Origin of the sequence: Rahnella laticis (assembly GCF_015644585.1) — a bacterium.
Taxonomy (GTDB): domain Bacteria; phylum Pseudomonadota; class Gammaproteobacteria; order Enterobacterales; family Enterobacteriaceae; genus Rahnella; species Rahnella laticis.
Genome location: NZ_JADOBI010000005.1, coordinates 156,440 through 172,775, shown reverse-complemented (window position 1 = coordinate 172,775; position 16,336 = coordinate 156,440). Strand labels below are relative to the sequence as shown.

General features: G+C 35.9%; 12 protein-coding genes. All 12 read left to right on the top strand.

Annotation, left to right across the window (positions count from 1 at the left end):
• Nucleotides 1-4: 4 nt before the first annotated feature.
• Complete coding sequence (locus IV433_RS12685; RefSeq protein WP_195814556.1) at nt 5-754, top strand: ABC transporter ATP-binding protein; 750 nt, start codon at nt 5-7, stop codon at nt 752-754.
• The gene (locus IV433_RS12680) at nt 747-2,120 is read left to right on the top strand and encodes a phenylacetate--CoA ligase family protein (protein ID WP_229893365.1); all 1,374 of its coding nucleotides are present in this window, start codon (nt 747-749) and stop codon (nt 2,118-2,120) included. Before IV433_RS12685 ends, IV433_RS12680 begins: the two co-directional genes overlap by 8 nt.
• A complete protein-coding gene (locus tag IV433_RS12675) occupies nt 2,117-3,691 on the top strand; it encodes a polysaccharide deacetylase family protein (protein WP_195814557.1) in 1,575 nt (524 codons plus the stop codon). Before IV433_RS12680 ends, IV433_RS12675 begins: the two co-directional genes overlap by 4 nt.
• Nucleotides 3,692-3,805: 114 nt before the next feature.
• On the top strand, nt 3,806-4,987 hold the full coding sequence (locus tag IV433_RS12670; RefSeq protein ID WP_195814558.1) for a glycosyltransferase: 1,182 nt from the start codon (nt 3,806-3,808) through the stop codon (nt 4,985-4,987).
• A complete protein-coding gene (locus IV433_RS12665) occupies nt 4,984-5,958 on the top strand; it encodes a glycosyltransferase (RefSeq protein ID WP_195814559.1) in 975 nt (324 codons plus the stop codon). The genes IV433_RS12670 and IV433_RS12665 overlap by 4 nt, the downstream gene beginning before the upstream one ends.
• A gap of 1 nt (nt 5,959) precedes the next feature.
• Nucleotides 5,960-8,083, top strand: a complete 2,124-nt coding sequence (locus tag IV433_RS12660) for a glycosyltransferase family 2 protein (protein ID WP_195814560.1) — start codon at nt 5,960-5,962, stop codon at nt 8,081-8,083.
• Nucleotides 8,084-8,099: 16 nt separating this feature from the next.
• On the top strand, nt 8,100-9,842 hold the full coding sequence (locus IV433_RS12655; protein ID WP_195814561.1) for a hypothetical protein: 1,743 nt from the start codon (nt 8,100-8,102) through the stop codon (nt 9,840-9,842).
• Between the two features lie 80 nt (nt 9,843-9,922).
• Nucleotides 9,923-12,592 carry a glycosyltransferase gene (locus IV433_RS12650; RefSeq protein WP_195814562.1) on the top strand — a complete coding sequence of 890 codons (2,670 nt, stop codon included), beginning with the start codon at nt 9,923-9,925 and terminating at the stop codon, nt 12,590-12,592.
• Nucleotides 12,582-13,637, top strand: coding sequence for a glycosyltransferase (locus tag IV433_RS12645; RefSeq protein WP_195814563.1), 1,056 nt, complete (start codon nt 12,582-12,584; stop codon nt 13,635-13,637). Before IV433_RS12650 ends, IV433_RS12645 begins: the two co-directional genes overlap by 11 nt.
• 11 nt (nt 13,638-13,648) lie before the next feature.
• Nucleotides 13,649-14,617, top strand: a complete 969-nt coding sequence (locus IV433_RS12640) for a glycosyltransferase (RefSeq protein ID WP_195814564.1) — start codon at nt 13,649-13,651, stop codon at nt 14,615-14,617.
• Nucleotides 14,614-15,231, top strand: a complete 618-nt coding sequence (locus tag IV433_RS12635; RefSeq protein WP_195814565.1) for a histidine phosphatase family protein — start codon at nt 14,614-14,616, stop codon at nt 15,229-15,231. Before IV433_RS12640 ends, IV433_RS12635 begins: the two co-directional genes overlap by 4 nt.
• A gap of 3 nt (nt 15,232-15,234) precedes the next feature.
• A complete protein-coding gene (locus IV433_RS12630; protein WP_195814566.1) occupies nt 15,235-16,278 on the top strand; it encodes a glycosyltransferase in 1,044 nt (347 codons plus the stop codon).
• Nucleotides 16,279-16,336: the final 58 nt, after the last annotated feature.

Here is a 16,336-nt window from a genome sequence, read left to right as displayed (position 1 = left end):
GAATATGTCTTCAGTTATTTCTGCAAAAAATATGTCAATTGAATTTCCAATCTATGAAAATTCGCATCGATCTTTTAAAAAGACACTGATTAATTTATCAACTGGTGGTCGAATTGGAAAAGATGCAGGGAAATATCCTTTTGTACGTGCTTTGGATAATCTTAATTTCGAATTCAATGAAGGCGAACGCGTTGGTTTAGTCGGACATAATGGTTCGGGAAAAACAACATTACTTCGAGTTTTAGCAGGTGTATATGCTCCTGTAAAAGGTTCACTCTTAAGTCGAGGTAGAATCGCATCGTTATTAGATGTATCAACAGGTCTGGACCCGGACGCGACAGGATTCGAAAATATTTATCTGCGAGGTATCATGGATGGGTTAAAACCATCCATCATTAAATCGAAAGTGGATGAAATTGCAGAGTTTACAGAACTGGGTGAATATCTAAATCTACCAGTAAGAATCTACTCCAGTGGTATGATGTTACGACTGGCTTTCGCAATTTCTACAAGTGTTGACGCTGATATTATCATCATGGACGAGTGGTTAAGCGTTGGCGACGAAGCATTTAAAAATAAAGCGAAGAAAAGATTGGAGTCATTAATTAATAAAGCATCATTACTTGTGGTAGCTACTCACGATCCAAAACTGATTAATAATGTATGTACGCGAAAAATACATATGGAGCACGGTTCTATTCTCTCTGATGTAGCGGTAGAGAAAATCGAAAGCGTGGAGGCAGAAAATGATTGATGCTAACCATCCTTTTTTAAAGTTTAGCGAAAGACTTTTAAGTCAACAACCTTTCAAAATCATTAAGGGCCTGGCAAGTGCTTGTATTGCATACCCCATCGCTGAAAGAATGGAAAAAAGGAATGTCAGGGATAAAGTACAAGAATTGTCTAGTTTTTATCAGATACCCTATCTTCAGCGAAAAAAAAGTGTCGCTAAACGTTTGGCAGATATAGTTAGCTTTGCGGGAAGAAATGTTCCATATTATAGAGACTTATTCAGTTCCAATAAATTTGATCCAGAGAAAATTTACAATGATGTCCGCTATCTTCAAGACATTCCTTATTTGACGAAAGATATCATTCGAGAACAAGGGCATCGTTTACTTTCCAGCCCATTACAAGAAACCCGTCACCATGTTTGTAAAACAGGCGGTTCAACAGGCTTATCGTGCTTTATCTATTATGATCAACAAGGTGCAGACTATTCATCCGCAGTTACATTGTATTGTCGCGAATCAATAGGGAAAAAAAAATATCTTTCTGAATTACATTTTGCTTGTCGCTTTCCTGATGCCACTATACCAGAGTGGCCAAGCCGCGAAGATTTTAAATGTTTTGCGATGAATCGTAGTAATATATTTTTTGATCGGATTGATGAGCAAGGTCTTGAAGAAATATGGAAAACATTGAAATTAAGAAAACCTTTTCTTGCACATGCTCACCCATCAACTATATATGCGCTAGCTTGTTATATTGAAAATAAATATGGCAGCGACAAAACTTTTAGCGTATTCGAATCCAGTGGGGAACTTTTACAGCCATATATGCGCGAAGCTATCGAGAAAACTTTAAGATGCAGTGTTATTAATAGATATGGGTTAGCTGAAATCGGTGTCATAGCATATGAATTGAATAATAATTCCACAGATTTGTATGTATTAGACTCTGAAGGTTTTCTTGAAAACAGACTAGTAGATGCTAATAATGAGATTGTTGTCACTGGTTATCATAATAAATTAATGCCTCTTATACGTTATGCAACTGGGGATCTGGCTACTATCGATGAACGTGTTGATGGCATATATCTTAGTGATATTGTAGGACGCATTCATGATGTCGTTAAGTTGGGTGGAATAGAATACCCTACTCATCATATACAGGATATGCTGGACCACCGAGTTGGGGGCATTCAGGAATTTCAAATCGATGTACGAACAGATATGCCAGTTCTAAGAATTGTTCTTGAATCCAATGCCGATCAGACCACTGTACACACGCGATTGGAGAAGTTCTTCCCTGGTTGTTTTGATATTCACTTTGTAGCTCATGATAGTTTTGTTCTGGTGGGAGAACGCGCAAAATTTAGACATGTGGTGACAAAATGATTGCTGTCTTATCAAAACAAACAGATTTAAGAGCTGCTAAATTGGTTGAAGCGGCTCTGCGCCGTTCGGTATCATGCACACAAGTTATTCGAATGTCAGGTTCAGGGCTAGCACTCAATTTAAAGAAAATAGATATCATAGTGGTAATCAACCCGGATGAATATTTAGCAAATATTATTAATCTATTCCTCAAAACAAAAAAATCCAAAGTCATTATCTTTGGGACTATGGCGCAGAGCCTGCATTTTAGGTTAGGTATTGGTCACACTGAATTTACAGGGCTTGAGCGAGAGTGGTCAAGAAGTTTAGAAGCCCCACTTAATTCTTTCTCTGAAAGTTTAGGTAAAATACAATATCTTCAGCATGAATTATTAGGCGAGCAAAATTGGGACCGAGCATTTGAACGGTTTGACTTTGCAAAAGAATGGAACAATCTTGGTTATGGTGCGATCAGAACAGATGATAGCATATGGTCCCTTAGTGCATTAGTTAATGTACCTAAACAATACCTGCTTGCAGATGTAGCTGTTGATGGTAATAAATTATGCAGCTATGCGGCTTTATATGATGAAGCAGAAGGCAGTATTCTTTGGTTTAACAGGAGTGTTGGTCCTATAGATTCTTTTGAATGGCATATTGTCGAACGTTTTATAGCATCCTGGCGGTATAATGAACTTCCTGTATTGCCGGTGCTACTTGACCTTCCGTGGGGCCATGAAGCTGCCGTTACGATGCGTTTGGATTGCGATGAAGATATTTCTTCAGCAAATGAACTGTGGAAGATGTATCAAGAGGAAAATGTTCCATTCTCTCTTGCAATTAATGCGGCAAATCTTGATGATCGAAAACATGATGAGTGCATAAAACTCATGGCTTCGCAGGGTGTTGCATTCCTCTCCCACAGTCTGACTCATGCCCCAAATTGGGGAGGAAGCTATGAGGTTGCTAGACATGAGGCAGCTGCTTCTGCGCAAAAAATTACAAGTGTGATTCAAGCACCCATCCGTTATGCAGTATCTCCGTTTCATCAGAATCCTGATTATGCTCTAAACGCACTATGTGACGTGGGATACCAGGGAGTGATTGGTGGTATCATACGCAATGATCCAGATTTCCTAATTGCTCGGGGAGGTCAACTTGCAGATATGCCAAACGGTTTTATCGGGCATAGCCAGCAAGTAATGTTACATGGTGATTGCTTATTGGTAGATACCGATCCAATGGAAATATATAAAAAGTCGTTTGACACCTTTTCTGCAAGCAAAATGATCTTTGGGTATCTGGACCATCCTTTCTCCTCACGATATCAATATGGTTGGGAATCAGAATTTCAGCGCTCGGAGGCGCATAGGAGCTTGATAAATTACGTGCGGCAACAGGTCCCGTCTGCGATTTTTATGTCAGAAAATAGCACTATGGATTTTATTCTTGATAAATCTCAAATCCAAATTAGTAAAGAAGATGGGAGGTTTGTAATCTATGATGGAGGAGCAAGGAATTCTGAATTAATCCCGACGTTATTATTCAGCGAAAAATTTTATAGTGCTCAGAATATGTATTTGTCGAACTAAACTTACAATGATAATTTTTATTGCTGCTTAGTGAATGTCAATATAAGAATTCCTTTTTATTGATTTGAATGTCTATTTATTAAATTTAATATCCCTTCTGTCGAGATGATGTCAATGAGTGATTTTATTATATTTGCAACTGCGGATTGGCATGAACCTTACTGGACTAATAAACAACATACTGCTAAATCATTTAAAGGTCTAGGACATAGAGTACTTTACATAGAAAGTGTTGGATTACGTTCTCCAAATTTCGCAAGCAAAAAGGATGTGTTTCGTATTATCAATAGAATAAAAAAAGGTTTTAAAACAATTATATTTGGAGCAAAACAGCAAGAAAATGATATTTGGGTGCTTTCACCATTATTAATACCTGCAGCCCATCGATATCCTACTGTAAAAAAATTTAATGCATGGATATTAAAAAAATTGATAGAAAGGCACGTTAAATTTGCGAAATTTAGAGATCCAATTATTTGGACTTATCATCCATTTATAATGGATTCAATTGTGGGTCTAGATTATCACAGATTGGTATATCATTGTGTTGATGACCTTTCATCTGTTCCAGGTATCGATAAAGCTAACTTCCTTACCGAAGAGCAAAAGTTGTTGAGACTTGCGGATAAAGTCTATACAACAACAGAATCCTTGAAAATCCGATGTATTGAGTTTCAAAATAATACTGAATATTTTTCAAATGTTGTTGATTTTGAACATTTTAGTCTTGCCTTTGAAACTATGGAAATTCCTGAAGATATCAAGAGAATACCTACTCCACGTATTATATACCATGGTGTTCTCTCTGATTTTAAGGTCGATTTCCAGTTATTGTATGACGTTGCAAGTGTAAATAAGGATCTTAGTTTTATATTATTAGGAGATGAAAGGGAAGGGCAAAAAAATGAAGTTTTTGAAAATCTAAAAAAACTTCCAAATGTATATGCGTTAGGTTATCGCAGTTATAGTGATTTACCAAAATATCTATCGCAAATGAATGCTGCCATTTTACCTACTTTAATTAATGAATATACAAATTATATGTTTCCTATGAAATATTATGAGTATATTTCAGCAGGTATTCCAATTATAACTACTGCACTTAAATTTACAGAGTCTGTGTCAAATGGCTTATTCATTGCGCATGACGTAGACGAGTTTTCAAAATGCATTCACTTGTCATTGCGGAGAGGCCGGTTTAGTTTTGCAGAAGCGAAAGCTTATGTTGGAGACAATACATGGGAAGCCAGGAGTGAACTGATGCTTGACAGAATAGACAAAGGAGCTAGTGATTGAAAATTTTATTTGCAACCTATCCTATGGCATTTCATACCCCTGGCGGGGGAGAGATTCAGTTACTTGCCTATAAACATGCCCTAGAGAGAAAAGGCATTAAAGTTGACCTCATGAATCTATGGGAACCAAAATTCTTAGATTATGATGTTGTCCATTTTTTTTCTTGCATGGGGGGGTCAGTTCACTTTTGTAATTTTATTAAAAAACTAGGTTTGCCATTAGTTATTTCCTCAAGTTTATGGATGACGCCTGAGACTAAGCATCTGTATCCTTCTGATGAGATAAGATCACAGCTTTCACTCGCAGATGTTGTTGTTACGAACTCAGAATTAGAAAGTGATGCACTTTCAGAAGTACTCTCACTTCCGCGAGAGATTTTTTCAGCTGTTTATAACGGAGTTGATGATATATTTTTTGAAGATAAACCTGACCCAAGCATTTTTCGTAAAAAATTTGAATTTACCGATGACTTTATCTTGAATGTGGCCAATATAGAACCAAGAAAAAATCAATTAAATTTAGTAAAAGCAATGACAGCATTTCCGGATAAAAAATTAGTACTCATTGGGCATATTCGTAATCAGGACTATTATGATGAAGTTATGTCTCTGAAAAATAGTCATCAAGTTCATTATGTTGGTCCTTTAGAGCATCATTCTGAGATGTTACGTTCAGCATACCAGGCATGTGAACTATTTTGCCTTCCGAGTACACTTGAGACCCCAGGGCTAGCAGCGCTTGAAGCGAGAGCCCAAGATGTCAAACTTGTTGTTACATCTGAAGGTTCTACTAAAGAGTATTTTTCAGAGAATGCATTTTACTGCGATTTTGACTCAGTTGAAGATATCTTGAATAAAATTAGTAGGTGTTTAAACTCTGAAAAAGTATTAAATGATAATGAAAAAGTTTATAACTGGCCTTCCGCAACAAACTCACTAGTAGATATATACCGGAAATTGAAAAGAGACTAACATGAAATTTGAAATCATGCCTATTTTAAATATTATACCTAGTGCAAATACAGATTTTAAATGGGTATCTGAAAATATTGACCCACAATGTAAAATTGTCGGTTGGGAAAATCTCGTTGGTAAAGTGGTCCGTCTTTCGTTCAAAATAAATATAGAATCGGGGAAAAATATATTATGTGTCTTGTACTCAGATACAGGTAATGGATATAAGGAAGAAACCTCTTTGATCCTTAATGCAGATTCTGAGGGTTACGTAAGTGAAGAATTGCAATTTCCTCATTCGTTGCAAGCACTACGATTAGATCCAATTTCTTGCGAAGCATCTTTCAGTTTTAGTGAGATCGTAGTCGATATTTTAGGTGATACAAATTGTGATCTAAAGAGAGTGATTCGATTATCAGATTTCAAATCAATAGATTATAATGATGAAAAAGGGTATTGTTTTTCCGAAAAGGGAAGTAGACATTATTGTTATATCGAACCACGCAAAACTGATAAAGTAAAAAATTTTTTGACTCTTTTAGAGAAAAGTGTGGGACTATTGTCAATAATTGTTCCAACGTATAATACAGATTTGATTCTGCTAGAAAGACTGATACAGTCAGTCAGAAATCAATGGTATACAAATTGGGAATTAATCTTCGTCGATGATGCAAGTCCATCGGAACAAACGACCAATTATCTAAATGCTCTCGAATCAACTTCAAATTCAATTAAAGTTAAAAAACTAATAAGTAATGTAGGTATTGCAGGTGCTACTAATGAAGCAATTCGTTTAGCTACTGGTAATTATGTTGTTTTTTTGGATCATGATGATGAATTAACGTCAGATTGTCTTTATGAATTAGCATTTGAAATTGAAAAAAAATCACCTGACTTTATTTATAGCGATGAAGATAAAATTACCACAAATGGTTCATACGTTGAGCCACATTTTAAACCAGTTTGGTCACCTGATAGCATGATGAGCACAATGTATACGTGCCACGTAATGTGTATAAAAAAGACAATTCTGGAGCGCGTTGGCGGTTTACGTTCTTTCTATGATGGGTGCCAAGACTGGGATTTAGTATTACGTATTTCTGAACTAACTACTAAAATTAGTCATATCCCTAAAGTATTATATCACTGGCGTATTATACCCGGCTCAACAGCGGCAGATGTTGGTGCTAAACCATATATATTACAAGCAACACAAAACGTCAGATTAGATGCTATAAAAAGGCGTGGCCTTGACGGGAGCCTCGAACCCTTAAAAAACTACCCAGGCTACTATCGAGTTAAGTATGCTCTGCAGAATAATCCATTAGTATCTATAATTATACCGACGAGAGACAATTGTATTGTATTAGAGCGTGCTATAAACTCTATTTTCAATAAAAGTAGTTATGTTAATATTGAAGTAATTATTGTTGACAATGGTTCAGTTGAAGAAGAAACCTTAAAATATTTAAATTCATTAGACTCTAATACGAAAGTAAAAGTTGTAAGACATAATATACCATTCAATTATTCAGAACTTAATAACGTAGGTGTTAAAAATTCTGGTGGTGATATTTATATTTTTGCCAATGATGATGTAGAGGTTATCACCTCTGATTGGATAGAAGACTTATCGGCATATTCCCAGTTGAAACATGTTGGGGCTGTGGGTGCAAAATTACTTTATCCAGGTAATGGAAAAATTCAACATGCTGGGGTCGTCAATTTAGAGCGGGGACCTTGCCATGCATTCCTTGGCCAAGATCCTGAATCTCCGGGGTATTATCTGCGCAATCAACTCGAATACAATTGGTTGGCAGTCACTGGGGCTTGTATGGCCGTTGAAGCTTCCAAGTTTAAACAAGTTGGTGGTTTCGACGAAAGTTTACCTGTTGCATATAACGATATAGATATATGCATCAGACTTTATAAAAATGGATTTTATAATTTAGTTTGTCAGGCTGTCCATTTATATCATCATGAGTCAGTAAGTAGAGGTTTGGATGCTATTGATGAATCGAAATTAGTAAGGTTGAAGAGTGACATGCGTCACTTGTATAGTAAACACGCTGATTACTTCCAATATGACCCTTTCTACAGTGTGAATTTGGATTGTGATAGTCTAAATTTCGACCTTGTTTAATTTGAGAGCGTTTGATATGAATCTAAAAGAGTTAGAACTAAAACTAAATGATTATAAAATCATCTCATTTGATTTTTTTGATACTTTATTTTTACGAAAGGTAGAAGATCCAGAATCAGTTTTTGATCTGGTAGGAATGAAATTTGGAATTGATAACTTCAAAGTTCTAAGAAAGGAAGCGCAAAAGTTAGCTTTTGCTGAAATGATTACGAATGATAAGAAAGAAATAACTCTTGATAATATTTATGATAATTTCAAAAGCTTGAATAGTACAAAAATAAATGAAATAAAAAGTTATGAATTTAAAGCAGAACTTGATGTTATTTATCCTAACCCAGAAATTATCTTTTTGTTTGAAACAGCGTTGAAGTTGAACAAAATAGTCGTAATTACATCTGACATGTACTTACCAGTTACCTATTTTGAGTTATGTCTGGAAAAGTATAACTTACCCAAGACCCCGCTTTTCATTTCTTCTGATAGAAACTCAACTAAACGTGACAACGGGGAGATATTTGAAAAGCTTATTAATGAATTCACCGTCGCACCTGAGGATATTCTTCACATTGGCGATAATTATCTTGCTGACGTAGAAAAAGCTGAAGAAAAAGGATTAAATGCCTATTACTATGAATTTTCTGAAATGGGTATGAGTAAAAATATCTCTATTTCAGATTCCGTTGTATCTGGGTTGACTGATTATCGGATACACAACTTTCCGGTAGATAGCGGAGAAAATTTTGCCTACAGTCATGGTGGTCCTACTGTCACTGGTTTTAATCAATGGTTACTAAAAGCTTCATCAAAAGATAATATCGATGTTTTATTGTATCTGGCTCGAGATGGCTACATGATAAAAAAATGCACCGATATGGCATCGACAAAAAATAACATCACTTTACCTTCCTTGTATTTCAAAGGGTCGCGTACTTCATTTATTCTTTCATCAATCACATCATGTAATTTTAATGAATATATACCATACTTCGTCTCAGGTGCTTATGAACTATCTGCCCATGAATTATTTGAAAGAATAGGTGTTGTCCCACCTAGTCAAAAAGTACTCGATTCGCTGGGATTCTATGAAGATATAGCGCTAAAAAATATTAACTATGACAGCATATATAATCTATTATCTTCAATGAAAAAAGATATATTAAAAGTATGCCGTGAAAACCGCAGAGGACTTCATTTATTATTATCTGAATTAAATCTCCCTGAAAATGCAAATATCGGGATTGTTGATGTTGGATGGAAAGGATCGACGCAAGAAGCATTTGAGGCTGCGATAGCACCATATTTCAAATTTAATATATATGGCTATTACTTTTGTCTGACAGAGCGTCATGGTGATAATAAGCGATCAATGATTAGTGACATGAATTTTAGCGATGAAAAAATTGATGCTATATATAAGAATCGAATAGTTTTTGAATTGTTATTTTCTGCTCCCCATGAAACTATTATTGGTCATATTCCTTGTGAAGGAGGGGTATCCTTTATTGAAGATGACCGTCAATCTACGGCCAGAACTTTTTTCACACCTTTTGAAAGAGGTATGGTAGCTTTCTTTGATGAGTATGAGAAATTAGTGAAATGTCTCGATTTCACCCCGGAAGTCGCAGCATTAATAACACCATTCGTAGAATTCGCTATCAGTGGAGAATGGAAGAAAAACCAATATATCTCGCATATTCAAAATTTTGATGCGTGGTCTGCAACTAAAAACATGACATTTACACCAAGCCAGTACATTTGAGAGATTCCTATATGGCAAACAATTATCGCGTACCAGACTCGAAGACGTCATGGTTATCTGGTGAATGTAATTCCGGAGAAATGCCATTCTTCAATGTTCCTAAAGGAATAGAGTTTTTACTCTCAATTGATATGGAAGCTAGATTTTTCTATCCACTTAACATAATAAACAGAACTACGGTTTATTTTTGGTGGAATAAGGTGCAACAAAAAAACCCAGGTATCTATAGTATAAACTGGGTTATGAGCTCGCTTGAAAGCGATTTTTTACAATCCATTACTCCTAAAGAATGGATTGGAAAATTTAAACAAGCTCTCCATCAATATTTGCAATTTGATGATAATTTATTACCTGCGATAGATAATCGCTTAAATGATATCTTCGAAATTTTTCAAAATACACATCGTCAAAGTTATTCTCCTCTGAACGTCCCACACGCTTTAATTTTTTTACTTCAGTGTAGGCCGGACCTTAAATCAGCGTTTAACCTTAGAGTATTGTCTGGTATACATGCTTTATTAGCATGGTGGGAAAATGAAGGAAAAGAGGTGTATGTAAAACTGAGTATTAATATGGAAGACATTAATAACTCACTAGTTTGTTTGAAAAATGAGCATAGCTTCTATACGCTTCCACTCTTTATTGAGATGTTAGTAAATGAAAGACAGGATATAAAAGAAAGTTTTGACCTAGATACTGTAACTGGAATTAGTGGTTTTCTGGAGTGGTGGGATGATTTCGGTCAATTTGACTATCCCTATATCAATTGGGATAGTCAAGACTTAGTTCTACAACTTCAAAATTTTTGCCAAATAGGTGATGGTGTAGAAATTCCATTATTCATTCATCGTTTATCATCAGAAAGAAAAGATCTTTATTCAGCCTATGATATTGATAAGTTAAATGGTTTGATAGGTCTAATAGACTGGTGGGAAAATGATGGTAAGGTATGTTACCCTAAATTAAGTTGGGATGTTGACATTACACTAAGTTCACTTGGAAAAAACTTTACGTTCGATAATATAAATTATTTTCCCAAATTTATAAACAGTATCATCCACGAAAGAAAAGATCTGCAAGAGATGTTCAATATAAAAAAAACATCAGGTCTTTTAGGCGTTCTCGCTTGGTGGAATAAAAATGGTAAATTAGAATATCCTCAATTAAACTGGGATTCCAGAGTACTTATATCGTCTCTAAAACAAATTATACCAGTAGCATGTGGATTAGTACTTCCAAAATTTATTGTTGAGTTACCGGAATTACTACATGAATTGAGAAAACTAAGACTCGATAGGGTTCCTGATATTTTAAAGGTAATTGATTGGTGGCAAAAAAATGGGACTTACCAGTTTGATTTCTTAACCTATGAAATTTGTCCTTCAGAAATTGGACTCTACAAACCGGTGGTTCACGATGGTATTAACATTCCACGGTTTCTAATTGATATATTCACTAGCAGAGATGACTTAATTCAAGCTTTTAAAACCGATAATCTAACGAATATTGTCGAATTGATTAAATGGTGGAATGACTACGGTAGACTTGAGTATCAGGTATTGCAAAATACAATTCTCGTGGTTAGTAAAAACAATACTATTTTAATTAAAACGCCTGTGGATGATAAAGCTTTCGGATTAAACATCGTTGGTTTTCCGCAAGGATCTCTCGGGCTAGGTGAAGATGCCCGCCTGGCTGGGCAGGTTATTGAGAGTTTGGGGTTCGATGGTGTATATATAAATGCCCCTATTTCTGGTCCTCCCAAAATCGTTGTTCCTGATGGAGAACTTCGCTTTTCAGAAACATTTAAATATAATACTAGTTTATTTTGCCTCCCACCTACAGAAATGATCCGCTTGGCTATCGAAGGGGGAGAGAAATTAATAAATGGTAATGAATACAAAATCGGTGCTTGGCCATGGGAGTTACCGCATTGGCCTGCGGCCTTTTCACAGGTAAGAAAATTTGTTGATGAAATTTGGGCACAAAGCGAATACGTAAAAAACTGTTTTCTCAAAGATGGTAATACTCCAGTTTACAAGATGCCTATGGCTGTTACTGTTCCTAAGCCTACGGCAAGTATGCGTAAGGAGCTGAATATTGCAGATGATTCTTTTGTGTTTTATCTCATGTTCGATGGAAACTCTTGGTTAACTAGGAAAAATCCACTGGCTGGTGTATTAGCATTCCAGCATGCTTTTTCAGTTTCTTCGCAGTATGATAATGTGAGATTACTTATTAAGGCAATGAATATTAATGTAAGCGATCCAACCTGGCAAAAGGTAATTAAAATAGCCAGTGCTGATCCAAGAATTATTATAATTACTGAGTTGATGGATCGTCTGAGTTTAATTAATATGATGAGTTCTTGTGATTGTTATATATCTCTTCACAGAAGTGAAGGGTTTGGCCGCGTAATTGCCGAAGCTATGCTGTTAGGTCAACCTGTTGTAACTACAAACTTTTCAGGGAATGTCGATTTTTGTCGGTCTGATACAGCCTTTTTAGTTGACGGTGAGTTGCTTCCGTTACGAAAGGGAGATTATATTTTTTACGAGGGGCAGTACTGGTGTGATCCTGACATTGATATTGCTAGCAGACAGATGTTAACTGTATATGAGGAAACCAACCTGCGTAATAAGATTTCATTATGTGGCCAAACATTCATTCGTGAAAAATATTCAATTTCTTCTGTTTCAGAGTTTTATTCTGAGCGATTAAAGGAAATAAATAAATATCATGGTTCATAATAGAAATATTTTTATTTACGCGCCGGACATTCATGAGGGCGATGCGGTTGGTAATCACTGTATAGGATTGGCTAAAATATGCCAAAGACTAGGCTACAATGTACATTTGTGCGCTCAGAGATATAGTTCACAGTATACTGAAATTTCCATTATTGATGCAGTCGAACTTTTTGATACGATTAAAATAGATGATATTTTATTTGTCAGTTATTCAATTCTCGACTCTTTCCTCGATAGTATCTTAGAACTCAACTGTCCTAAGGTCTGTTATTATCATGATATTACCCCATATGATTTATTGGAAAAATATGAACCAGTGACTGCTTCATTATGCAGAGAAGCAATCTCACAGTTACCTAAACTCAGCTTATTTAATAAAATAATTGCTACATCGAATTTTTCTAAACTCCGTCTAGCTAAGCATGTTCCAAATATTGAGATAAGTGTTATCCCTCCAGTTTTCAAAGACTCTGGTTTATTGAATTATGATAAACCAATTGTTGGAGAGACTTATTCGAACTTTTTTGATTTACTATATGTGGGAAGAATAGTCCCTCATAAACGTATTGAAGATGTTATAAAGGCATTTAGTCTTATCGGATGTAGCAATACTATTAAATATCGCATGTTCATCGTTGGCAGCATGCCAAATTATGATTATAGTAAACTTCTTTTTAATCTTGCACGTGAGTTAGGTGTCGCTGATAGAATCACCTTTACGGGTACACTTACCGACAGTGAGTTGGCTCATCGCTTCATCACTGCTGATGGCTATTTTACGATGAGTCTGCATGAAGGTTTTTGCATACCCGTCCTGGAGGCAATGCATTTCGATGTCCCAGTTATTGTTCGCTCTGGAACAGCTGCTGATGATTTACTTGGTTCATTTACCCAAAATATTGTTTCTGTAAATGATGCAACCTCGGTAATTGAAGCATTAATTAGTAAACAACAGTCTCATAAACGATATTCAGACCGTGCTGCAGAAATTATATTGCAAACACGTGATGAAGTATGGGATGCTATTTTTTCAATTTATAAATAAAAGTTGCCAATATGCATTTTCCTCGAGTACTTATTACAACTTATCATCATGCTTTCCTTGTTAAAGGTGGTGGAGAATACGAAATTTTTTCTATTGCTGACACTCTTAAGCAGCAAGGTTTTATCGTTGATATTTATGGCCCGTATTCTCGTTCATTGGATGATTATGATGTTGTGCTTCATTTTTCTGTACATGGTGGTGGCTTAGAGTTATTAGAAAAGATTAAAGAAGCTAATATACCGATTGTTTTATGGCCTAATCTATGGGTAAGAGATGGTGATATAGCGGCTCCTGACCTGATTAATTCATATTTATCGCTTGCTGATGCTATAATTTTTAAATCTTTAGCAGAAAAAAACAATTTCTCTAAGAGCTTCAAATTACCCATTGAAAAATGTCGTGATATTACTCTTAGTGTCGATGACTCATATTTGATACAAGCTCCGCCAGATCTTTTCAAAACCTTGTATGGGCTTGAAAAATATGCCATATGGTTTGGGGTCATTGAGAAAAATAAAAATCAACTACAAGCTGTGAAAGTACTCCGTGAAAAGGGTATTAAAATTGTATTAGTTGGCACCGCCCGCTCAAAATCTTATCTCCAGAATTGTCTAGACGCTGGAGGTGATGATATTTTAGTCATCCCTAATTTACCCTATAAATCTGAGATAGTTCGTTCTGCTTTGCAAGGAGCATTATTTTACATTGAGGTTGGGTATGAACCTGCAGGCATCTCTGCAATTGAGGCCGGATTATCTGGATGTAAACTTGTTTTAAGTGATTCTGAATGGTCACGTGAACATTTTGGCGATAACGCTTTTTACGCGGATCCTCATAGTGAAGAAAGCTTGAGTGAGGCGGTCGACCGTGTTTTGATGAGTAATGTTCAACAAAAAACCATTGATGAATCTTTGAAGCGATTTTGTTTGCCTCATGCTATAGAGCCATTGGTTGATATTCTTCAGAGTTTAACGCGATGAGGCTTTATTTATTTAGACATGGGCTATCTGATGCTAACCAAGCCAAGTTAGTTACTGGTACGCCTGCAGATTCGCTTTCGACGGTAGGCGTAGCACAGGTCAATCGATTGTCTCAATGGGTAAAAGAACTTGATATCACTGCTGACTATTACTTTTTTAGTCATTGGCAGAGGGCTCAGCAAACCGCAAAAATCATTTTTCCGGATGTTGACTGGTTTGAAGACAAAAGATTAGGTGAGACCGATGCAGGTACTGTGGCCAGCTTAACGCTTGACTCTTTTCTTAAAGAGCAACCTGATTTTTATAGAGAACCTGACAATTGTTATCCTGGAGGGGAGTCCCATAAGGACCTCTATACTAGAGTTTTATCTTGGCTGCGTGAATTATTACAACGCTCCTACGAAAGTGTAGTTATTGTGTCTCATGCGGGCCCAATTGCATGCATTTTGCACGAGTTACTAAATATACCTTTATCTCAATTTCCATCCATTCTTCCTTCTAATTCTACATTGGTCATCATTGATGCAGACTTAGTCGCCGAGAAAATTGTCGGAAAAATCATAGGTTTATCATTAGGTTCAATAGATAATCTACGTGATTCTCTTAAGGGATAAATAATGCGAGTCATTGCTTTGCAGAGGGAATCTCATGTAGCTATGGGTGTTCCGTCTTTGTCAGTATCTGCACGGATAACTGAGGTTCTGGAATATTTACAGTTTCAAGGGAAACTTGTATATGCATCTGTCTCAGAATCCGACCCGGTTTCTGTGCAAGCAGTTCAATGGGCTGATGTATTATTGCTAAGTAAGCATAGTTCGAATCAGGCGCTTTCTATCACGAGAGAGGCAAAGAAAAATAAAGTCAAGGTTATTTATGATATAGATGACTGGATTTTTTCGTTTCCAAAATACAGCGCAGGATCTCTGCAAAATATACGCTTGCCTATTATTAATGAAATTATATCGCTTGCGGATACGGTTACGGTTGCTAATGAGTTTTTGCTAGATCGCGTCTCGTCTTTTATTCCTAACGCTGTACTCGTTCCAAATGGAATGTGGGTTGATAAATATTCTACTCGTGAAGAAATATTGCAAAGAAACTATAATACCCATAAAATTGTTTTTACAAACGCAGATATGATCAAAATGCAATCTTCAAAAGAAATGCTGTTTACTGCGTTACAGGTTTTCTTTACAAAGAATAAAAACTATACTCTCGATTTTTATGGGGATCCTTTCCCTGAAATGCACTCCTTACCTTTCCTATATTTTACGAACAGAATGCCTTATGACAGTTATATGCGAGCATTAGTTTCTGGAGAATATGAGTTTTCCATATCACCACTTGGTAGCTCAGAAGACTCAGATTCAGTTAGATTTAATGAATGTAAAAATCCTTTTAAATATCTTAACTATGGCTGCGCGGGTGTGCCTGGGATTTATTCAAATGCGACTATATATAAAAATTCAGTCAAAAATCGACAGACGGGCATCGTTATTGATAATGATTATTTATGCTGGCTAGAAGCGCTACAGTTAATGGCATCAGACTTGAAATTAAGGAAAAATATAGCTATTGATGCTTTTGATGATGTAAATAACAATTATCATATCGAAAAAAGTGCAGCTGCTTTATCAGATATTATCTATGGCCATATTTAACTATCAATGTATCCTGAATTTTAATTAAAAAATCAGTTTACTTGTAAGGCGCTATTAC

Excerpts from the sequence above, each read along its gene's own strand:
- IV433_RS12645 (WP_195814563.1), top strand. The coding sequence starts at position 12,582 with ATGGTTCATAATAGAAATATTTTTATTTACGCGCCGGACATTCATGAG.
- IV433_RS12685 (WP_195814556.1), top strand. The coding sequence starts at position 5 with ATGTCTTCAGTTATTTCTGCAAAAAATATGTCAATTGAATTTCCAATC.
- IV433_RS12640 (WP_195814564.1), top strand. The coding sequence starts at position 13,649 with ATGCATTTTCCTCGAGTACTTATTACAACTTATCATCATGCTTTCCTT.
- IV433_RS12650 (WP_195814562.1), top strand. The coding sequence starts at position 9,923 with ATGCCATTCTTCAATGTTCCTAAAGGAATAGAGTTTTTACTCTCAATT.
- IV433_RS12670 (WP_195814558.1), top strand. The coding sequence starts at position 3,806 with ATGAGTGATTTTATTATATTTGCAACTGCGGATTGGCATGAACCTTAC.
- IV433_RS12630 (WP_195814566.1), top strand. The coding sequence starts at position 15,235 with ATGCGAGTCATTGCTTTGCAGAGGGAATCTCATGTAGCTATGGGTGTT.
- IV433_RS12660 (WP_195814560.1), top strand. The coding sequence starts at position 5,960 with ATGAAATTTGAAATCATGCCTATTTTAAATATTATACCTAGTGCAAAT.
- IV433_RS12675 (WP_195814557.1), top strand. The coding sequence starts at position 2,117 with ATGATTGCTGTCTTATCAAAACAAACAGATTTAAGAGCTGCTAAATTG.
- IV433_RS12635 (WP_195814565.1), top strand. The coding sequence starts at position 14,614 with ATGAGGCTTTATTTATTTAGACATGGGCTATCTGATGCTAACCAAGCC.
- IV433_RS12680 (WP_229893365.1), top strand. The coding sequence starts at position 747 with ATGATTGATGCTAACCATCCTTTTTTAAAGTTTAGCGAAAGACTTTTA.
- IV433_RS12655 (WP_195814561.1), top strand. The coding sequence starts at position 8,100 with ATGAATCTAAAAGAGTTAGAACTAAAACTAAATGATTATAAAATCATC.